Annotated in this window: 23 protein-coding genes; 8 read left to right on the top strand and 15 right to left on the bottom strand. The window is 55.9% G+C overall.

Annotation, left to right across the window (positions count from 1 at the left end):
* The first annotated feature begins 17 nt into the window (after positions 1 to 17).
* The gene (locus MJO52_RS20570; protein ID WP_252083824.1) at positions 18 to 212 is read left to right on the top strand and encodes a DUF3149 domain-containing protein; all 195 of its coding nucleotides are present in this window, start codon (positions 18 to 20) and stop codon (positions 210 to 212) included.
* A gap of 383 nt (positions 213 to 595) precedes the next feature.
* Here MJO52_RS20570 and tatC read toward each other — a convergent pair whose 3' ends face one another.
* From tatC to ubiE, 8 genes are all read right to left on the bottom strand, one after another.
* Positions 596 to 1,351 (bottom strand): twin-arginine translocase subunit TatC, encoded by a 756-nt coding sequence (gene tatC / locus MJO52_RS20575; protein WP_252083825.1) that lies wholly within the window; start codon positions 1,349 to 1,351, stop codon positions 596 to 598.
* Positions 1,348 to 1,896: a Sec-independent protein translocase protein TatB gene (tatB, locus tag MJO52_RS20580; protein ID WP_252083826.1), complete on the bottom strand. Its 549-nt coding sequence runs from the start codon at positions 1,894 to 1,896 to the stop codon at positions 1,348 to 1,350. The genes tatC and tatB overlap by 4 nt, the downstream gene beginning before the upstream one ends.
* 29 nt (positions 1,897 to 1,925) lie before the next feature.
* On the bottom strand, positions 1,926 to 2,189 hold the full coding sequence (gene tatA, locus MJO52_RS20585; RefSeq protein ID WP_252083828.1) for a twin-arginine translocase TatA/TatE family subunit: 264 nt from the start codon (positions 2,187 to 2,189) through the stop codon (positions 1,926 to 1,928).
* Positions 2,190 to 2,300: 111 nt separating this feature from the next.
* Positions 2,301 to 2,639 (bottom strand): phosphoribosyl-ATP diphosphatase, encoded by a 339-nt coding sequence (locus MJO52_RS20590; RefSeq protein WP_252083830.1) that lies wholly within the window; start codon positions 2,637 to 2,639, stop codon positions 2,301 to 2,303.
* Positions 2,640 to 2,647: 8 nt separating this feature from the next.
* Entirely contained in the window at positions 2,648 to 3,061 is a 414-nt protein-coding gene (hisI, locus tag MJO52_RS20595; protein ID WP_252083831.1) for a phosphoribosyl-AMP cyclohydrolase, read from the bottom strand.
* A gap of 55 nt (positions 3,062 to 3,116) precedes the next feature.
* Positions 3,117 to 4,727, bottom strand: coding sequence for a ubiquinone biosynthesis regulatory protein kinase UbiB (gene ubiB / locus MJO52_RS20600; protein ID WP_252083832.1), 1,611 nt, complete (start codon positions 4,725 to 4,727; stop codon positions 3,117 to 3,119).
* Positions 4,728 to 4,729: 2 nt separating this feature from the next.
* Positions 4,730 to 5,359 (bottom strand): ubiquinone biosynthesis accessory factor UbiJ, encoded by a 630-nt coding sequence (locus MJO52_RS20605; RefSeq protein ID WP_252083833.1) that lies wholly within the window; start codon positions 5,357 to 5,359, stop codon positions 4,730 to 4,732.
* A gap of 53 nt (positions 5,360 to 5,412) precedes the next feature.
* On the bottom strand, positions 5,413 to 6,162 hold the full coding sequence (gene ubiE / locus MJO52_RS20610; RefSeq protein WP_252083834.1) for a bifunctional demethylmenaquinone methyltransferase/2-methoxy-6-polyprenyl-1,4-benzoquinol methylase UbiE: 750 nt from the start codon (positions 6,160 to 6,162) through the stop codon (positions 5,413 to 5,415).
* Positions 6,163 to 6,300: 138 nt separating this feature from the next.
* Between ubiE and MJO52_RS20615 the strand changes: the two genes are divergently transcribed.
* Positions 6,301 to 7,113 (top strand): CHAD domain-containing protein, encoded by an 813-nt coding sequence (locus MJO52_RS20615; protein WP_252083835.1) that lies wholly within the window; start codon positions 6,301 to 6,303, stop codon positions 7,111 to 7,113.
* Between the two features lie 85 nt (positions 7,114 to 7,198).
* On the opposite strand, the gene MJO52_RS20620 is transcribed toward MJO52_RS20615, so the two are convergent.
* The 5 genes from MJO52_RS20620 to hslV all read right to left on the bottom strand — a co-directional run bounded on the left by MJO52_RS20620 (position 7,199) and on the right by hslV (position 12,940).
* On the bottom strand, positions 7,199 to 8,830 hold the full coding sequence (locus tag MJO52_RS20620; RefSeq protein WP_252083836.1) for an alkaline phosphatase: 1,632 nt from the start codon (positions 8,828 to 8,830) through the stop codon (positions 7,199 to 7,201).
* A gap of 15 nt (positions 8,831 to 8,845) precedes the next feature.
* Positions 8,846 to 10,387 (bottom strand): alkaline phosphatase, encoded by a 1,542-nt coding sequence (locus tag MJO52_RS20625; protein WP_252083837.1) that lies wholly within the window; start codon positions 10,385 to 10,387, stop codon positions 8,846 to 8,848.
* A gap of 245 nt (positions 10,388 to 10,632) precedes the next feature.
* Positions 10,633 to 11,007 carry a gamma-butyrobetaine hydroxylase-like domain-containing protein gene (locus MJO52_RS20630; protein ID WP_252083838.1) on the bottom strand — a complete coding sequence of 125 codons (375 nt, stop codon included), beginning with the start codon at positions 11,005 to 11,007 and terminating at the stop codon, positions 10,633 to 10,635.
* Positions 11,008 to 12,324, bottom strand: coding sequence for an ATP-dependent protease ATPase subunit HslU (gene hslU, locus MJO52_RS20635; RefSeq protein WP_252083839.1), 1,317 nt, complete (start codon positions 12,322 to 12,324; stop codon positions 11,008 to 11,010).
* 76 nt (positions 12,325 to 12,400) lie between these two features.
* Positions 12,401 to 12,940, bottom strand: coding sequence for an ATP-dependent protease subunit HslV (hslV, locus tag MJO52_RS20640; protein ID WP_252083840.1), 540 nt, complete (start codon positions 12,938 to 12,940; stop codon positions 12,401 to 12,403).
* Positions 12,941 to 13,106: 166 nt separating this feature from the next.
* On the opposite strand from hslV, the gene MJO52_RS20645 reads away from it, so the two are divergent.
* Positions 13,107 to 13,355: a DUF2798 domain-containing protein gene (locus MJO52_RS20645; protein WP_252083842.1), complete on the top strand. Its 249-nt coding sequence runs from the start codon at positions 13,107 to 13,109 to the stop codon at positions 13,353 to 13,355.
* 1 nt (position 13,356) lies between these two features.
* Here the strand turns inward: MJO52_RS20645 and MJO52_RS20650 are convergent, their stop codons facing one another.
* A complete protein-coding gene (locus MJO52_RS20650) occupies positions 13,357 to 13,917 on the bottom strand; it encodes an SPOR domain-containing protein (protein ID WP_252083843.1) in 561 nt (186 codons plus the stop codon).
* A gap of 82 nt (positions 13,918 to 13,999) precedes the next feature.
* Positions 14,000 to 16,225, bottom strand: coding sequence for a primosomal protein N' (locus MJO52_RS20655; RefSeq protein WP_252083844.1), 2,226 nt, complete (start codon positions 16,223 to 16,225; stop codon positions 14,000 to 14,002).
* A 155-nt stretch (positions 16,226 to 16,380) separates the two neighbouring features.
* Between MJO52_RS20655 and MJO52_RS20660 the strand changes: the two genes are divergently transcribed.
* The 5 genes from MJO52_RS20660 to MJO52_RS20680 all read left to right on the top strand — a co-directional run bounded on the left by MJO52_RS20660 (position 16,381) and on the right by MJO52_RS20680 (position 19,793).
* On the top strand, positions 16,381 to 16,950 hold the full coding sequence (locus MJO52_RS20660) for a hypothetical protein (RefSeq protein ID WP_252083846.1): 570 nt from the start codon (positions 16,381 to 16,383) through the stop codon (positions 16,948 to 16,950).
* On the top strand, positions 16,947 to 17,243 hold the full coding sequence (locus MJO52_RS20665; RefSeq protein WP_252083847.1) for a winged helix-turn-helix domain-containing protein: 297 nt from the start codon (positions 16,947 to 16,949) through the stop codon (positions 17,241 to 17,243). The genes MJO52_RS20660 and MJO52_RS20665 overlap by 4 nt, the downstream gene beginning before the upstream one ends.
* 156 nt (positions 17,244 to 17,399) lie before the next feature.
* A complete protein-coding gene (gene rpmE / locus MJO52_RS20670) occupies positions 17,400 to 17,612 on the top strand; it encodes a 50S ribosomal protein L31 (RefSeq protein WP_083922744.1) in 213 nt (70 codons plus the stop codon).
* Positions 17,613 to 17,966: 354 nt separating this feature from the next.
* On the top strand, positions 17,967 to 19,220 hold the full coding sequence (locus tag MJO52_RS20675) for a malic enzyme-like NAD(P)-binding protein (RefSeq protein ID WP_252083848.1): 1,254 nt from the start codon (positions 17,967 to 17,969) through the stop codon (positions 19,218 to 19,220).
* A 141-nt stretch (positions 19,221 to 19,361) separates the two neighbouring features.
* Entirely contained in the window at positions 19,362 to 19,793 is a 432-nt protein-coding gene (locus tag MJO52_RS20680; protein ID WP_252083851.1) for a hypothetical protein, read from the top strand.
* Positions 19,794 to 19,827 lie beyond the last annotated feature (34 nt).

The following is a 19,827-nucleotide window of genomic DNA, read 5'->3' on the forward strand; positions in this document are numbered from 1 at the left end:
GCGTACTGGAGAGAAAGATGGATGCCTTAATTGATCTATTTACCAGCTTTTCCGGCTTGCTCAGTCTGGCCGTAATCGGGTTTATATTCCTGATGGCATTCTATTTTTATCGACTGGTTAGCAACAATGTGGAAAAAGCAGTAGCGGAGCAGGAAAAGAAAGAGCGCGCTGCAGCCACCCGTGTCAATAAAACGGCGGCTGCATCTCGCTAATACCTGGGGTCTCAGGGTAGTACCATTGCCGCAAGTTTTTTGCGGCGCAGGCGGTTATTTTAAGAAACAGGAGTTTCGGATCTTAATCGCTAATTTCCTCAGCTGACCGTTTGGTTTTTGTTGCGATGGGGGCTTGCCAGTAGTGGCGCAAAAACCAATATCGTTCGGCTTTTTATTGCATGGAACGCAGACTGTCTACCCACAACCAGCTCTGTTTGAGAGCACGGCGTTGGATTTTGGTTAGGGCAGGTAAAACAACAGGGCGACTGCCCCGGCCGCGAAAGCAGTCGGGGCATTTTATTGCGCAAGCAAAATGTTGATTTGAAAAACTACTTCGAGCCGTTTAAGTGATGGCGGAAATGTAATTTTTAAAAATCCGCAAATCAAGACTGCTCGGCTTGCTCTTTCGACCGGCGTGATGTAATCCAGCGACCAAACAAGATTCCCACCTCAAACAGCAACCACATGGGTACGGCCAGTAGGGACTGGGAGATAACATCCGGTGGGGTGAGCAGCATACCGATCAGGAAGCAGCCCACAATCACATAGGGGCGTTTACTCCCCAGGGTTTTGGCATCCACTGCGCCACTCCAAATCAATAACACCGTGGCGATGGGTATCTCGAAAGCGAAGCCGAAGGCAAAAAACAACTTCAATACTAAATCCAGATAGCTGCGCATATCCGGCATAACTTTGATATCTGCGTGGGCCGAGCCAACAAAGAAATCAAATAAAATAGGAAACACTACGAAATAGGCAAAGGCCACACCGGCGTAAAACAAAAATACGCTGGTGACCAAGATTGGAATCGCAATACGCTTTTCATTTTTATAAAGACCGGGAGCTATAAAAGCCCAGGCCTGATAGAGCACAAAGGGAATGGCGATGAAAAACGATACAATAAAGGTGGTCTTAAATGGCGTAAGGAAGGTGGAGGTCACCTCTGTGGCAATCATGCCTGCATCGCCGACCAAACGTTCCTGTAGCGGATTGGCAATAAAGTTGTAGATATCCGAGGCAAAGGGTACCAGGCAGGCGAACAAAACCACTACAACCAGTAAAGTGCGCAGCAGCCGATCCCGCAGCTCGATCAAGTGATCGATAAAGGGCTGATGGCTGTCTTGTGATTGATCGCTCATGGTTGCTTGTCTTTTTCCTGTTGCGATTCTTTTTCTAGGTCTTTAGGCGTATTTTCCGGGTGCTCCGGATTCAGTTCGGGATCACCTAAATCGTGCCAGTGCTCCGGGTATTCCGGGTCCTGCAACTCTTCAACAGTTTCATCCTGCTCCGGTAAATAGTCTTCTTTTTCCGCGCGCGGATGTTCGGGCTCCTGGGGCACTTTGGCTGGAGCTTTTTCCTTAGGTTTGGCCGACTCGCTGGGCTGTGGCTCCTCCTGCTGCTGCAGGGATTCATTCACCTCGCGGTTGGCCTCACTAAAGGTACGCTCCATTTCCCGGCGACTCTCCTCGATCTCCTTGAGGATGCGCTCATTGTGCAGTTCTCGGCGGATATCGTCGGCACCGACTTCCCGTTCCAGTTCCTCACGCGCACCTTGCAAGGTTCGCTTCAGGCCAGACCACCAGCGCGCTGTCGTGCGGATGGCATCGGGCAGGCGCTCCGGGCCCACCACAAGCAGTGCCACTACCGCGACCAGTAGTAGTTCAAAAAAGCCAATATCAAACACGGGGCATTACTCGCGTTAACAGTGCCGAATTATTTGTCCTGGGACTGCTTGTCTTTTTCTTTCGAGGTGCTGCCCTGTTGCGGCTTTTCTTCCTCATCGTGCTGAAGACGCTCAGGGTCTTTGTCTTTATCTTTGTCCTCATCCTTATCATCGTCCTTCACCGCTTTGCGGAAGCCTTTCAGTGCACCGCCCAGATCACCACCGAGGTTTTTCAAGCGCTTGGTTCCGAAAAGCAGCAGGACAATGACCAAGATAATCAACAGCTGCCAGATGCTAATTCCACCGAATCCCATAATTGTCTCCATGTCATTTAATACGGCAGCCGATTTGCATTGCCATTGGCCACCATGGGTAAAACCACAAATTATCAGAGGACTGTTACGCCAGTCCTTCCAACTGAATTCTTATCCCTCTTTACTGCGGGATGCCTTTTCCTCCAGGCCAGAGAGGCCAAAGCGTCGACCCAGTTCACGCACTACATCCTGGGAGTCCGCTCCCAGGTGCGAAAGCATCACTAATGAGTGAAACCAGAGATCCGCCGTCTCGGCGATCATATCCCGGTTGTCGCCACTGGCCTGCGCATCTTTGGCGGCGAGAATTGTTTCGGTGGCTTCCTCGCCCACCTTTTCCAGTATTTTGTTGAGCCCCTTCCTATGCAGGCTAGCCACATAGGATTTATCGGCATCCTCTGCGCACTTGCGGCTCTCTAGTACCGCATCGAGTTGTTGCAGCAGATCACTCATTTCCGGGCTCACTTGTAGATGGCTTTGGGGTCTTGCAATACCGGTTGGCTAACGCGCCATTCACCGTCCTGCAAGAGGTTGTAAAAACAGCTACTACGGCCCGTATGGCAAGCAATTCCGCCCTCTTGCTCAACCATTAACAGCACGGTGTCACCGTCACAGTCGAGGCGAATCTCGCGTATTTTCTGTAGGAAGCCGGATGACTCCCCTTTGCGCCACAGGCCCTTGCGGGAACGCGACCAGTAGACCGCATAGCCCTCGCTAGCGGTCAGTGCCAGAGACTCGCGATTCATCCACGCCATCATCAGCACGCGACCGCTTTTAAAATCCTGGGCAATGGCGGGTACCAGGCCATCGCTGTTCCAGCTGACCTGATCAATAAAGCCGCTTGTTGGCACAGCTTGAGTCAATGTCTCTTCCATCAGAATTCCAAGTGTAGGCCGGCGCGACGCCGGCAAAATACTGCCGCCAGTGTCATTAGGGCCAGAGCAGTAAAATCAGGGCTGCGATGCCCAATACCCAACCAGAAGGTGGCAACTGCTCCAGCCACTGCGGCCGGCTTAAGGCCAGGGCACCTGCAGCGAGCAGTACACCGCCGAGCCGACGCAAATACTGCCAGCGCCCACGGCGCTGACTGCTCGCCAGTTTTTCACCGATATTTTCCAGTTGTGGCGCCAATTCCCGCGACTGCTCAAGGGCTGAATAGACCAATTGCGGCATCTGTGGAAACTTCTCCAGCCACTCGGGACCGTAGCGCTTGATCTCGCCCACCAGTGTTTTGGGGTGGATGCGTTCACGCATCCAACGCTCCAAAAATGGATGAGCAGTCTTCCACAGATCCAATTCCGGATAAAGCTGGCGTCCCAAACCCTCTATATTCAACAGGGTCTTCTGCAATAACACCAGTTGTGGCTGCACCGCCATATCGAAGCGTCGCGCAGTCTGGAACAGGCTGATCAATACCCGCGCAAAGGAAATCTCCCCCAGGGGTTTCTCAAAAATCGGCTCGCACACGGCGCGAATTGCCGCCTCGAAGGCATTCACAGGGGTATCCGCACGAACCCAGCCACTCTGTACATGCAGCTCCGCCACCATGCGGTAATCGCGCCGGAACATGGCGAGCAGGTTGCGCGCCAGGTAGTACTGATCTTCTCGCGATAAGCTGCCGACAATGGCGGTGTCGATGGCGATATACTGTGGCCGCTGCGGGTGTTCCCGGGAGACAAAAATATTGCCCGGGTGCATATCCGCGTGGAAAAAGTTGTATTCAAAAACCTGCTTGAAGAAGATCTCCACGCCGCGCTCGGCCAACAGCGGCATATTGGTATCCTGCTCGCGCAGCTGCTCTAGATCAGTGACAGGAATACCATTGATACGCTCTAGCACCAGCACGTTTTCGCGGGTGTAATCCCAGTAAACTTGGGGGATATATAGCAGTGGGGAATCAGTGAAATTACGCCGCAACTGGGTGCCGTTGGCCGCCTCGCGGGTTAAATCCAACTCGCCCTCGATGGTATGACGGTAGTCTTCCACCACTTCCACCGGGCGCAGACGCCGGCCCTCTGGCACGAAGCGTTCGATAGCCCGGGCAATCACCCGCAACAGGCGCAAATCTTCCTGAATCACTTCGCCGATGCCCGGGCGCAGCACCTTGACCACGACCGACTCGCCACTTTTGAGCACGGCGGCGTGAACCTGTGCCACCGAAGCTGCCGCTAAGGGCTCGTGCTCAAAGCTGGCAAAGACTTCATCGACACTAGCGCCAAGGGCTTCCTCAATCAGTGCGCGACACTGATCACTGGGGAAGGGCGGTACTTTGTCCTGTAGGTAGTCGAGCTGCTCAACCACATCCGGTGGCAGCAAATCCGGACGGGTGGAGAGCAGCTGGCCGAATTTCACAAAGATAGGTCCCAGCTCTTCTAGGGCGCGACGCAGTCGCTCGCCGCGCTCCATCTTTGGTTGCGGCAACAGTTTGAGAGGGGCCAGTAATCCGCGCAGCCACAGGGGACGGCGTTCGGCTGGTAATAACAGATCTAAGCGATGGCGCAGGAAAACCCGCGCGATGGTAACAGTACGGGATATAGGCAAGACTACTCGGCCTCCCCGCGGGAAAACTGTTCCTGCAGTAGGCGCACCCGCGCCTCCAGGCGCTCGGTAGCCAGGGACAACTCGGCGAGGTCATCCGCGAAAGCTTCAAATTGTGCCTGTGGTGGCGTCAACTGCCATTCCTCACTGATCGTCTCTGCGGCCGCAACCGGCGCGCGACTTAGGCTGGCACTTAACCAGCTACTAGCACTGCGCAGCACATTGCCGATGGAGTGGGCGGGAATATCGCCAAACACTTGCGCAAGTGGTGCCTCCCAATCGATATCCAGATCGCTCATGATCCACTGCAACTCCGCCAGTAGGGCACTGGAACCGCTGATAGAGACACGCAGTGCCGCAGGCGTGGCATCGGGGTCCTTTAGTAATCGCACCAGGGAAATAGCCGAGCCGCTGATGGTGGTCGTTACATCTCCCTCCCAGTGCTGGCGCACGCGCACCTGATCGCCCTCAATACATAGGCAGCATTGCAACTTTGGAGCCGTCAGGTCGAGCGCCATGGTTTTGCCGTCCAACTCCTGCAGGCGTGCTCGGGTCGCGGGATCGTATTGCAAGGCAGTATTAATAGCGGTTTCCAGCGCGGCGTCAAAACCCGCGCGATAGGTGGGATCGCTCATGGTGGTTATTGGCCTCGTGCCATCACTTGGGGGTCAATCACGACGGGCACCTCTCAGGGCTTGATACCACGGTGTAACGCCACAATGCCACCGGTCATATTGTGAAATTCACAATCGACAAATCCAGCATCCACCATCATCTGCTTGAGCGTTTCCTGATCCGGATGCATGCGGATGCTCTCCGCCAAGTAGCGGTAACTCTCCGCGTCGTTGGCCACCAATTTCCCCATAAATGGCAGCAGGCGGAACGAGTAGTGATCGTAGACTTTTTCCAGCAGTTTCGATTCCGGCTTGGAGAACTCCAGTACCAGTAAGCGCCCACCGGGTTTTAGTACCCGCAACATGGAGCGCAGCGCCAAATCTTTATCGGTGACATTGCGAAGACCAAAAGCGATGGTAATACAATCGAAGGTGTTGTCCGGAAAGGGCAGGTACTGGGCGTCCGCCTGTACCGGCACTACGTTGCCGGCAATGCCACGATCGAGCAGGCGGTCGCGGCCTACCCTGAGCATCGATTCATTAATATCTGCCAACACCACCTGACCACTGGCGCCCACAATACGCGAGAAACGCGCGGTGAGATCACCGGTGCCCCCGGCGATATCCAGAATTTTCTGTCCCGGCCGCGCACCGGACAATTCGATGGTGAAACGCTTCCAGAGGCGGTGAATACCCCCGGACATCAAGTCGTTCATTACGTCGTAACGCGCCGCCACTGAGTGGAACACTTCCGCCACACGACCGGCCTTTTCCTCCACCGGGACCTCTTGGTAGCCGAAGTGGGTGGTCTTGCGATCCTTCATGCTGTGCTGCCTGCTGAGCCAAATTCAGTGCGCCATTGTACATCGACCAAGCCGGCGGAACAGTGCCCATGATTCGCCCAGTGGCAACTCACTAAAATTAAATCACACGAGAGAAAATACTGGGTCCAGGGCAAATTCATGGATTACCGACTCGACAGCGACATGCCCGCTGCACTGAGTCTGCGCACTGCGGCTCGCGCAGAAATACGCGCCGCCTGTGATAATGCCCGGCTTCTGCCAGGTGAACATGCCGTTCATGAGCTACGTAAACACTGTAAGAAACTGCGTGCTCTACTGCGACTGATTTTTCCGAAAGAAAATTCACTCTTCCAACTCGAGAATGATCGCTACCGGAAATTAGCGCGATCCCTATCGGCGGGCCGCGATCTTGTCTCCATTCGCACCGCTCTACTTACCCTAGCTCCCCCCAGCCACTTTGAAAAAATGCATAGAATACTGCACCAATTACAGCGGTCGCTGCAAGACGAGGAGAGCCTTATTCGGGTCGAAGGGTTACTGCATGAGGCACAAAAGAGTATTGAGTGTTGGCCCCTGCAAAATACTGATTGGGGAGATATCGACGTGGGATATTTACGCGGCTACCAGCGCGCGCGCAAAGCCTGGGTGGAAGCACGAGAAGGAGACAACGCCCATAAACTGCACCAATTGCGCAAAAGAATAAAAGATCACTGGTACCACAGCCGCCTACTCAGAGAGAAGCACCCCCAATCTGTAGCGCTGCGCTGTGAACCGCTCAAACAACTCGCGCAATTACTAGGGGACTGGCGTGATCTATACCTACTGTGTCGCTTTGCCATCACGGTCGGAGAGCCATTAGGGGAAGAGTTAATTAAGCTATTGGAGATGGGGGACTGGCACAAGATGCGACTGCGCAGGAAAATAGAAGACGGTTGCGCCATTTTCTTTGCCCACAAAACACTTGTGATCTAAGTGATGCTGGCACAGAGGGCGCTGAAACTACTCACCAAAAAATAAAAAGGCGCAGGAGGGTTTCCCGCGCCTTAAGCTCGCCAACTTATTTGGCGCTCTGCTCCAGCAGGCCGCCGGCGCGGGCCATCACATGGAACAGATAGTTCTGCTCATTGGTGCCGCTCACCAAGTGGGCACCGGGACCACGGGCCCAGACCCCTACGTCTTCGCCGCCGTGGGTTTCTCCAGAAAGAGGGACAAGGACTTCCTGGTGGAAGCCGGGAGCGGTGGTGTCCACATCGGTAAGATCCTGACGCCCTTGAACAATATCGTCATAGTAGCGGTCATCAGCATCGGTATTGTCGCCGTAATGTGCAAAACCGCGACCATTGGCATAGTTCAGGGTAGTGTAAGGCAAGCCGGTCTTATCCAGCTTGGGCATCTCTTCAGCCACACCGGTCTTGTCATTTTTAACTACCTTGCCGAGAATTGGGTTGCCACGGGTAGTCCCACCGGCAATGGTCATCACGTGACTGTGGTCCGCGGTTACAACGATTAGGGTATCTTCGGCACTGGTGCTATCCAGGGCTACCTGCACCGCCTTGGCAAACTCTTCCGCATCGCTGAGGGCATTGTAGGCATTGTTGGCGTGATGACCGTGGTCGATACGACCGGACTCCACCATCAGGAAGTAACCCTTGTCGTTTTGCTGCAGCATCTCGATGCCCTTGGCAGTCATCTCACTCAGGGAAGGCTCGCCGCCAACATCGTTGCCACGATCGGCCTCATAGCGCATATGAGAGGAGTTAAATAACGCCAATAGCTTATCGGTGTTATTCACATCCAGCTGGTCAAACCCGGCTTTGTCTTCCGTATAGTGCGCGGTGGTTACGCCATCGTTGTAACGAGTTTTCCACGCTTCAATCAGATTGCGCCCATCGATGCGCTTACCAGTCTTGCCTTCCGCATCGGTGAAGTCCGCTGGCAGGAAGTTGCGACGGCCGCCGCCCATTACCACGTCGATACCATCACCGGCTTCCAGTTCAACCAAGTGGGTGGCGATATCGCGACAACCGTCCGGAGCAGTGTATTCCCACTCGCGCTCTGGCACCTTGGCATAAGTGGCTGCGGGTGTGGCGTGGGTGATACGCGCGGTGCTGATAATACCGGTGCTCTTACCCAGTTCCTCGGCCAGTTCCAGGGAGGTGGTGAGGGGGCGTTCGAGGCTGGCGGCGCAGTCACCGCGAGCGACATCTTCGGCCACACTCAGGATACCGGCCTTGGTTTTCACACCGGTAACCAGAGCGGTCATGGTGCCAGCGGAATCCGGGGTCTGCTGGTTGGTGTTGTAAGTTTTTACCAAACCGGCAAAGGGCATTTTTTCGAAGCTCAGCTGGTATTCCTCGCCGTCTAGGCCTAGTTTTTGGCCGGCGAAGATGCGCGCGGCGGTGACAGTGGAGATACCCATGCCATCGCCCACAAACAGAATAATGTTTTTTGCGGCACCCGGCGTATTGTTGATTTTCTCTGCGCTCGCCGCAGCTACCGCTTTCTGGCCATCTTCGAACCAGCTGCTTTCACTTTGGGTTGAGGAAAGGCCTAAATAATTCTGCTGCTGCGGTGTTTCAGTAGCATCCAGCACTTCGGCAACATTGTTGGAGCTGGAGTTATCGTCGCTACAGGCACTGGCCAGTACGGCAACGGAAAAGGCCAGCAGGGTCTTTTTAAACTGTTTCATGGTCAATACCCCCAATTATTCTTCTGACAGCGACAGGTCGGTCGCGGCAGTCATTATGTGGAAAACCGCGTTCTGTTCCAGATGTCCCTGCACTTTTTCGGCACCGGCGCCGATCGCGTGCAGACTAATATCCTCACCGCCGTGGCTTTCGCCCCCCAGGGCAACCAGGGACTCCTGATGGAAACCCGGCTTTTCGGTATTTATCTCTGTCAAATCATGACGACCGGCGGCGATATCATAGTTATCGCGCTTGTCCGCATCGGTGTTTTCACCTGAATCCACATAGGCGAAGCCGCGCCCATTGGTGTAAGTCAGGGTAGTGTAAGGCTTATTGTCCTCGGCCAGGGAGACGGCCTGATTTGGCGCACCGCTGTCATCGTTGCCGATCACCTTGCCCAGAATAGGGTTACCTCTGGTGGGATAGCCCGCCATATTCATTACGTGGCTGTGGTCAGCAGTCACCAGGATCAGGGTTTCTTCCAGATTCACTTTTTGTAGCGCTGCCTTGACCGCGTCAGATAACTCGATCGCTTCATTCAGCGCGTTATAGGCGTTACCGGAATGGTGAGCGTGATCGACTCGGCCGGATTCCACCATCAGGAAGAAGCCGTCTTCATCCTTTTGCAGCATATCGATAGCGGTGGTGGTCATCTCGACGATACTGGGCTCTTCGCTGTTCTTGGCGATGCGGTCAGCATCGTAGCTCATGTGATCTTCGGTAAAGAGACCCAGCAGCTTATCTGTTTTAGCGATATCCACTGCCGATAGTTCGAAACCATTTTCGACGTAGACCGCATTCTGCTCACCGTCATAGCGCAGCAGCCATTCACCTGTTAGATTGCGCTCGTCTTCACGCAGGCCACCCTCGGCCACCGGTGTAAAGTAGTTGCGGCCACCACCGAGCATGACTTCCATGCCATCGCCGATATTCATTTCCACCATTTGTGTAGCGATATCGGTACAGCCCTCATCGGCCGTGTGTTCCCACTTGCGGCTGGCGCTATGTGCATAAGTGGCTGCTGGAGTAGCGTGGGTGAGGCGTGCGGTAGAGACAATGCCGGTAGCCTTGCCGCGGCTCTCCATCATCTCAAGGAAGCTATTCAAACCCAGCTCCTTACTCGCAGCACAGTCAGCCACTAAGCCCTTGCCATCCACATTGATCATACCAGCGCGAGTTTTCACCCCGGTCATCATGGCTGTCATGGTGCCGGCGGAGTCGGGGGTCTGCTGGTTAGTGTTGTAGGTTTTGATCAGGGCACTGTGAGGAAACTCCTCAAAAGAAAGACTGTTCTCTTCACCGGGTTCACCGCGGCGCTGGCCCTCGAAGATACGGGCTGCGGTCAGGGTGGAAATCCCCATGCCATCGCCAACAAATAGGATGACGTTTTTTGCAGTTTTGGCTTCACGGGTAAGAGAAACGCGTTCTTCCAGGCGATCGGACGCCTCGGTAAACCATTCACTCTTAGTTTGGTAATCGGGCAGGCTCGCGGCGGAAACCGCGGAAGCGAGAGGAATCAAACAAAAGGCGCTGAGTGCGCGGGCAAGTTTTTTTGCCACGGTGGGCCTCCGGAACTCGTGAATTTGGCGAGCATTAGAGTCCGGAAATATGACAAAAGAATTACGCGCCGATTAACATCTCGTTTTCTTTGTCATAAAGATTTGTACGCTTGTTACAACTGCAAAAAGACAGCCACATAATTGTTACAGTATTGCGAAATAATGCGGGAAATTATTGTTTTTCCTCGCTTTTTTAATACTTTGTGAGGGAGGGAAAGTGCGCCACTGGAGGGCGCACTTGGCAGCTAACCGATAAATTTCACCACACTTTCATCCGGGTCGCGCCCCTTGCCCGCCGCGCGCAAGCGCTCCAGGTAGGCCTCCCAGTTGGCGGTGTGTTTTTCGGCTAGTTCACGCAGGTATTCCCAGGTGTAAATGCCGGTGTCGTGGCCGTCATCGAAATCGATTTTCAGACCGTAACGACCGGCAGCTTCGACCCTGTCGATACCCACATGGATTTTTCCATCCACCAGCAGGGCGGGGCTATTGCCGTGGCCGCGCACTTCAGCGCTGGGGGAATAGACACGCAGATACTCTGCCGGCAGGGTGTATTCAGCGTCGGTGTACACCAGCAGTAGGTTTTTCTCTGCGCGATTTAAACGGATTTTTTGCAGTTTCATTTACAGGATAAAACGCGAAAGGTCCTCGTTTTTACTCAATTCACCCAGGTGGCTGTCCACATAAGCCGCATCCACTTTGAGAGACTTGTCGCCGTCGCCGGCATCGAAGGAAACTTCCTCCAGCAGGCGCTCCAGTACCGTATGCAAGCGGCGTGCACCGATATTCTCTGTGCGTTCATTCACTTCGTAAGCCACTTCAGCGATACGGCGAATGCCGTCTTCGGTAAATTGCAGTTCCAGACCCTCTGTAGCCAGCAAAGCCTTCTGCTGTTCGGTCAGAGACGCGGAGGGTTCGGTGAGAATACGCTCAAAGTCCGCGGAAGTCAGCGAGCTCAGCTCCACGCGGATCGGCATACGCCCCTGCAGCTCGGGAATCAGGTCTGAGGGCTTGGACAGGTGGAAGGCACCGGAAGCGATAAACAGAATATGGTCTGTCTTGATCATGCCGTACTTGGTGTTGACGGTGCTGCCTTCGATCAGTGGCAACAGGTCGCGCTGCACCCCTTCACGGGAGACATCGGCACCGCCGCTCTCCTGGCGCTTGGCCACCTTGTCGATCTCATCGATAAAAACGATACCGTTTTGTTCGGCAGCGCGAATCGCACGGGTTTTGATATCTTCATCGTTCACCAGCTTGGCGGCTTCCTCATCGGTAAGCTGTTTCAACGCCTGCTTGACCGGCAGCTTGCGCTTGCGCGTCTTGCCCTGGGACATATTCGAGAACATGCCCTGCAGCTGGTTGGTCATTTCCTCCATCCCCGGAGGAGCCATAATCTCCACACCCATAGGCGCGGCGGCCATATCAATTTCCACTTCCTTACTATCCAAGTCGCCCTCGCGCAGCTTCTTGCGGAACAGCTGGCGGGTGCTGGAATCCTTGTCGTTGGGCTCAGCCGAACGCGCAGGTGGCAGCAGGGCGTCGAGAATGCGTTCCTCGGCCGCATCCATAGCACGCTGTTGCACGCCAGCCATAGCCAGTTCGCGCTCCTGCTTCACTGCCATCTCGACAAGATCACGCACGATAGATTCTACATCGCGACCCACATAGCCCACTTCGGTGAACTTAGTCGCTTCGACCTTAATGAAAGGCGCATTGGCAAGCTTTGCCAGACGGCGCGCGATTTCGGTTTTACCCACACCGGTGGGGCCGATCATCAGAATATTCTTCGGGGTAATTTCGGCGCGAAGATCCTCGCTCACCTGCATACGGCGCCAGCGGTTGCGCAGCGCAATCGCTACCGCGCGTTTGGCATCCTGCTGGCCAACAATGTGGCGATCGAGTTCATGGACGATTTCACGGGGGGTCATCTGGGACATACAAATTCCTGCAAAACGGTTGTGCGGGCCAGGTTGCAGCCCGCTGGACTCAGGCGCTTTTTCTGAGAGCGCCCGGTCAGTAAGTCAATTCTTCGATAGTGTTGTTGTGGTTGGTGTAGACGCAGATATCACCGGCAATTTTCAAGCCCTGCTCAACGATCGAGCGCGCGTCCATATCGGTATTGTCGAGCAGCGCGCGCGCTGCCGACTGGGCAAAGGGGCCGCCGGAACCGATAGCAATCAGGTCATCTTCCGGCTGAATCACATCGCCGTTGCCAGTCACAATCAAACTAGCGCTGTCATCTGCCACCGCTAATAGAGCTTCCAGGCGACGCAGGGCGCGGTCTGTGCGCCAGTCTTTGGCCAGCTCCACCGCAGCGCGGGTCAGCTGGCCACCGTGGGCTTCCAGCTTGGCTTCAAAACGCTCAAACAGGGTGAAGGCATCGGCGGTGCCACCGGCAAAACCAGCGATAACCTTATCTTTATAAAGTCGGCGCACCTTGCGCGCATTGCCTTTCATAATGGTGTTGCCCAGAGACACCTGGCCGTCGCCGCCAATCACAACTTTGCCGTTGCGGCGACAGGATAAAATGGTGGTTCCGCGATACTGTTCCAATGGAGACCTCTCGGATTACGCGTGTACTGTGGCTGTGCAAGGCCTGTTGCCTTACACGCCGGGAAAATTAGTCAGATTAGATAAGTGAGGACGGGACGCACCGATTTCAATAAGAGAAGGGCCAATTGCTATACTGAGAACCCGTCATCCATTGCGGATTCGCCTCTTGGCTCTGCTTCCCTCCCGCTACTTCAAGCCGCTTTTCACCCTGGTTATGACCTGCGTGATGTCGGGAGTAATCTCTGGGGCGATTACCTACTCCCACCAGGGATTCAGCGAAGGATTTCTGCCGATATGGGGCCGGGCCTGGTTACTGGCCTGGATAATTTCCCTGGGATTGCCGCCACTGATCAGACCGGTAATAAAAAGTCTGCTGGGCAAACTGGCGGCGCCAGACGAGGAATCCAGCGGTTGATTTAATTTGCAGGTCGCTTCAATACCAGCGGCATCAGGCGATGTTCTGCCAGAACCTGGCGGGCTTTGGCCATGCGCGAGCGGTTGTCAAAGGGGCCAACCAAGACCCGATGCCAAGTGCCGCGGCTATCACTGGCAGACTCCACTTTGACATCCAGATTGGCCAGGGTGAGCTGGGCGCGCAGGCGCTCGGCTTCCGCCGCCTCGCGGAAAGAGGCGGCCTGCAAGATATAAACCTGCGCTTTGACCTTATCAGCAGCCCCTTGTTTATTGGAGGAAGACTCTCCACGAATGGCGGGCTTGGCCACCTTGGGTGGCGGTACCGAAACTTCGTTTTCCTTGAGCATGGTATAGAAATCAAAGCGCGGTTCTGACGGCGCCTGCGCCGTCGGTTTGGTTGCCGGAGCTCTGTCACCAGCGGCACCTTTGCCATTGCCGGCCACACCGAACTGCAGCAGCAAGAACACCGCAAAGCCACCCACGGCATTGCCCAGTACAAACCACACCCATGCGGGTTTGCCCGAGGCACTTTTGCTGCGGCGTTTCGTGTTGCGACGGCTCATGGTGGAATTCTTCCCTGGATAGTCTACTCAGCGGGCAAATTGTACCGCCAATTTACACAAGGGCATTGCTCTCTCGCAAAATTCACGACAATTCCTGCGCATCCATGTCCACCGCCCAGCGCAAGCGGCGATTCTTATTGCTCTCGGCCCAGGCACATACCCGGGCCAGCAGGGGTTGTAACTGGGCGCGATTTTGTGCGGTCACCTGAACATAAAAACGGTAGCGACCAGATTTGCGCTCAAGCAGCGCCGGCACCGGACCCAGATATTGCAACTGGGGTGAGGGCGGCACTAGGGATTGCATAAATAGGCGTGCATTATGCAGAAATTCCTCGGCCCAGGCGGGCTCCTCACACTCGGCCCGCACCAGTGCCATGGCGTGGGTCGGAGGCAGCTGTGCCACCGCACGATCGCGCAACAGCTGGCGCGCAAAAGTCCCGTAGCCTTTTTCCAACAACATTTGCAGCAGCGGATGCTCCGGGAAGCGGCTCTGCACCAATACGCGGCCACTCAAGCTGCCGCGCCCGGCGCGCCCCGCCACCTGCTCAAGCAACTGGCCTGTGCGCTCGGGCGCGCGAAAATCGGCACTGAACAAGCCGCCATCGGCATCCTGGATCACCACCAGGGTCACCCTCGGTAGATGGTGCCCCTTGGCCAGCATCTGAGTGCCCAGTAACAGACAGGGTTCGCCATCGCGGGCCGGCGCCAGCAAGCGATCGAGAGCCTGCTTACTGGTGGTGGTATCCCGGTCAACGCGAATTACCGGGTAATCGGCAAAGCGCCGCGCCAGCAACTCTTCGCTGCGCTCGGTGCCGCCTCCCAGGGCAGAGATTGAGCGGCTGTGGCACTGCGGACAAGTATCCACCAGGGGGCGGCGATAATCACAGTGGTGACAACGCAGCTGGCGCTGGCGTCGGTGCATGGTGAGTTTACTGGAACAGTGCGGACAGTCGGCAATCCAGCCGCAATCATCACAGTTGAGTGCCGGTGCAAAGCCACGCCGGTTAATAAACACCAGCACTTGCTCTCCGCGAGCCAGTGTCTCGCCGATATGACGTAAAACCTGAGGCGAAAAACCCTCTTCCAAGGGCTCGCGTAGGGTCGGCACCACGTGGATCTGCGGCGGGCGCGCATCGCCGGCGCGCTGGCGCATGCGCAAATGTTGATAGCGACCATTAAGGGCGTTGTGCAAGGTTTCCAGGGAAGGCGTTGCAGAACCCAGCAGCACCGGCACATCACTGTTGCGCGCCAAAACCACCGCCAGGTCACGGGCGGAATAGCGCACACCATCCTGTTGCTTAAATGAAGCGTCGTGTTCCTCATCTACTAACACCACACCGAGTCTCGGCAGTGGCGTCATAATTGCCGAGCGGGTGCCAATAACGATATCCGCTTGGCCCTCAGAGGCGGCGAGCCACGATTGGGCACGCTCGCCCTCGGCCAGCCCCGAGTGCAGGGCGGCGATACTGTGCTCGGGAAAGCGCGCGGCGATGCGCCGCAAGGTCTGCGGAGTGAGACCGATTTCCGGCACCAACAACAAGGCCTGGCGCCCTTCGGCCAGAACCCGCTCCATTAACCGCAGGTAGACCTCGGTCTTGCCACTGCCAGTGGTGCCTTCTAACAAGGTGGCGGAAAAGCAACTGCAATCTACCGCAGCGAGTACCTGCTGCTGCTCACTATTCAGCTGCGGTGGCGGAGTGGCCTCCGCAGCCGGCATCGGCGGCGGCACCGTAGGACCCGAGACCCACTCCACCAGTTGGCGCTCCTGCAAGGCGCGAATCACCGCCGGAGTATGCCCCTGGGTTTTCAGGTAGGTGCGGCTCTGCTGGCCGGCGCGCAGTAATTGTTGCAACAGGGCCTGCTGCTTGGGCGCCCGCGCCAGTGCAGATTCCGGTAGCCCCTTGCCCTCGGTAGTGAGTTGCAACCACTGCTCAGCCCAATGATCAGCCGGCTTGCCCTTGCGCAACGCGGCGGGCAGGGCGGCGGCGTAAACCTCTCCAACCGGGGCCTGGTAATAGTCGGCGATCCAGTTGAGAAGTTTGCGCGCGCCACTGTCGAACAGGGCTTTGCTATCAATCAGTTCCTGCGCCGGTTTCAGCTGTGCCTGCGGCGACTCCAGCACTACCTTCACCAACACGGCTACCAATTTGCGCCCAGCAAAAGGTACCCACAAGCGTTGGCCGGGTTTCAATTCAGCGGGATTGAGGCCCTCCGGGGGCAGATAATCGAAGAGACGCCGCAGTGGCACTGGCACCGCCAACCGCAGGATAACTCCCTGTTGCACTGTCTTTGGTACCGTCTGCTGCACCCCGCCCCCAATAACCTCGGTAAAAGGCGCTAGTGTACTGGCTGTTACGACAAGGTACAGAGACTGCAAATTTTACTTGCCAACTCTAAAATTCAGAGTACTCTATAAATCAACTCTAATATTTAGAGTTCACTAAGTTAGCAAGGAAGACAGCCATGACCGATATGGAAAAACTCAAAGACAGCCTGGATTTTGTCAGCGATGCCGTGCGCAGTAACCAAGTGGAGAACGGCATCCCATCACTCTATTTCTTGTGGGGACTACTAATTTTTATCGGATTCGCTTTGGCGGACCTGGCCCCGCAACTCACCGTGTATTACTTCCTGGTGGCGAGTACCGCCGGCGGACTGTTCAGCTGGTGGCTGGGCGAGCGAACAGCACGCTGCACTGGCATCAATAACAGTACCTTTGGTCGCAAGTATGGTTGGCACTGGCTGGTAACTGGGATCGGTTTCCTGTTGATATTGGCCACAATGATCGCCAAGCCCAACGCCGCTGGCCCGGAGCAATTTCTGCTTTTAGCCGGACTCTCCTATAGCCTCGCCGGTATCCACCTGATCCGCCCACTGCTCTACAGCGGTATATTGATGCTGGCCAGTTACCTGCTGATCATTTTGCTGACACCGCCCTACGCCTGGGTACTGAGCGGCCTGGCGATCGGCTGTGGACTTGTTTGGACCGGCCTGGTACAGCGGGCCAGGCAAACTAATGGAGCGGCGCAATGAAAGCCCTTGCGGACTTGGACCCGGTCCTCGAACACCGGGTACGCCTCGCGATTTGTGTGATACTAGCGAAATACGAGGAAATCAGCTTCTCTCTTTTCAAGGAGCAGTTGCAGGTAACCGATGGCAACCTCGGCGCACAGCTGCGCCGCTTGGAAGAGCAGGGCTATATTGCTCTGCGCAAAGACTTTGTAGAGCGTAAACCCGTCACCTGGTATCGCCTCACTGAGAGCGGGCGAGAGGCGCTGAACAAGCACCTGCAGGCTCTGCAGCAACTTATCGCCGCCGCGGAATAACACCATTACCCGGCCTTGTATTTGGGCTTGAACCCCGGCGCTAATCTGATAGTATGCGCCGACTTTTTAATCAGCCTGGAACCAATCCGGTTCCTGCTCCAACGACGATGCCGTGCCCGGCAACAGATCGAGTGGCGGTTTCGGAAAGAGGCAATCATGAAAGCAGATATCCATCCTAACTACACCGACATCACCGCTACTTGCTCCTGCGGTAATGTTGTTAAGACCCGCTCCACCCTGGGCAAAGACCTGCAGATCGACGTCTGCTCCCAGTGCCACCCCTTCTACACCGGCAAGCAGAAGCAGGCTACTACCGGTGGACGCGTGGACCGCTTCAAGAAGCGTTTCGGCAGCCGCATCGGCAAGTAATCCGAATAAAGAGGTACTTTGGTACTTCAGAAAGGGCGCCCTGGAATTTTCCACGGCGCCCTTTTTTGTGCTGCAAATTCAGCGCTCTGCACAGATCCAGAGCGCTGGGGCGAAATCGATTTGTATCGCTTAATATATTCGTTATTAGCAGTAAATTTATCCTTCAAATTGAATATTAGACGGCTGATCATCCTGAATTTGGCCAGATGTTAAGGGCAAAATAGTAATAAGTAGCTGTTTCATTGCCTCTGTGCGCTTGTGACTGCAAGCACCCCTCGGTTATTCTCTGAAACCCGCAGTAACCGGGATGACGCCTGAAGTGTCGCCCCCCGTTTTCGAGAGAACAGCCCCCAAATGACGGATTCATTGCGCCAGGCAGCGCTCGATTACCACGCACTCCCCAGCCCCGGCAAACTTTCAGTCGAGCTGACCACCCCCGCTGAAACTCAGGAGGACCTGTCGCTGGCCTATAGTCCCGGTGTGGCGGAACCTGTGCGTGAAATTGCCAAGGACCCAGAGGCCGCCTATCGCTATACCGGCAAAGGCAACCTGGTGGCGGTCATTTCCAACGGCAGCGCCATCCTCGGCCTCGGTAACCTGGGCCCACTGGCCTCCAAGCCGGTGATGGAGGGCAAGTCACTACTGTTCAAGCGCTTCGCCGATATCAACTCGGTGGATATCGAAGTGGACGTCAACAGCCCGGAGCAGTTTATTCAGACAGTTGCCGCCATCGCCAATACCTTCGGCGGCATCAATCTCGAAGATATTAAAGCGCCTGAGTGCTTCCATATTGAAGAGGCACTGATTGAGCGCTGCCCAATACCCATATTCCACGACGACCAGCACGGCACTGCAATTGTGACCGTTGCCGGCATGCTGAATGCCCTGGAGATCCAGGGAAAGAAAATCAGCGACGTGCGCATGGTGTGCCTTGGAGCTGGTGCCGCCGCCACCGCTTGCTGCAAACTGCTGCTGGCCGCCGGCGCACGCAAAGATCAAATCACCATGCTCGACAGCCGTGGGGTAATTCACTCCGGCCGCACCGATATCAATGCTTATAAAGGTGAGTGGGCGCGGGATACTGATATGCGCACCCTCGATGACGCTATCACCGGTGCCGATGTATTCCTCGGAGTATCGGGCCCAGATCTGCTCTCCGCCGAACAGCTGCAGCGCATGGCGCCGAAGCCAGTGGTATTCGCCTGCTCAAATCCAAATCCGGAGATCAAACCAGAGCTGGCCCACAGCGTACGCGACGACCTGATCATGGCTACCGGGCGCTCGGATTACCCCAACCAGGTCAACAATGTACTCTGCTTTCCCTTCATATTTCGTGGCGCGCTGGATGTGCGTGCGGCGCGTATCAATGAAGAGATGAAGCTGGCCGCAATTGAAGCCATCCGTAAGATCGCCCATTTACCGGTGCCGGACTCGGTACGCGAGGGCTACGGCGGGGTAGAACTGAGCTTTGGCCCAAGTTATATCTTGCCCAAACCCACGGATCCACGCCTGCTTCCGGAGGTTGCCGCCGCAGTAGCGCGCGCAGCGGTAGACAGCGGCTGTGCCCGCCTGCCTTACCCCGAAAACTACCCGCTGCAAACACTCTAGGGCCGGTTAATTCGTCCCTAGCAGCCCGCCTTATCCTCCCGGGGCGGGCGTTTGCCGCTTTCACCCCCACAGACTTCTTGAGCCATAAAGCACCCGTCGCTAAACTGCCTTTCTGTCACAGCATCAAAGTTGCCCAACACAATGAGTCACGTGTATGTGCTGACAAACCAGCACCAGCAGTTCCTGAGCAAAAGCGGCGAATGGCTTGATGGCCGCGAGCCCAACAAACTGTTTCGCAGCGAGCATAAAGATGTCGCCATCAACCAGATGTTCGAGGCCAATACCCGTGATGTCGGCTTGCGTATCGAATTGCTGCAGTGTGCGCTGAACCCCAAAGCCCAGCCACTGATACCGGAAGAAGCCCTGGCTGAGCAATCTTCGGCGCCCGAGGATCCGGAGATCGAGCCCGGTGTACCAGAGGAGATCCCGGCTGCAGAGCCCACCGAGCTGGAACCACAGCCAGAGCCGGAAGTGGCCCCGGAACAGGCTCCTGAGGTCGCGCCAGCACAAACCCCGGATGAGACGCCCGCACAACCCGGCGAGCACAAATCGGAATCGGAGTCTGCCGCCTGAGCGGAGATTCTTTTAGCACCGGCACAAGTAGCCC

Source organism: Microbulbifer variabilis (assembly GCF_023716485.1).
GTDB classification, from domain to species: Bacteria; Pseudomonadota; Gammaproteobacteria; order Pseudomonadales; family Cellvibrionaceae; genus Microbulbifer; species Microbulbifer variabilis_B.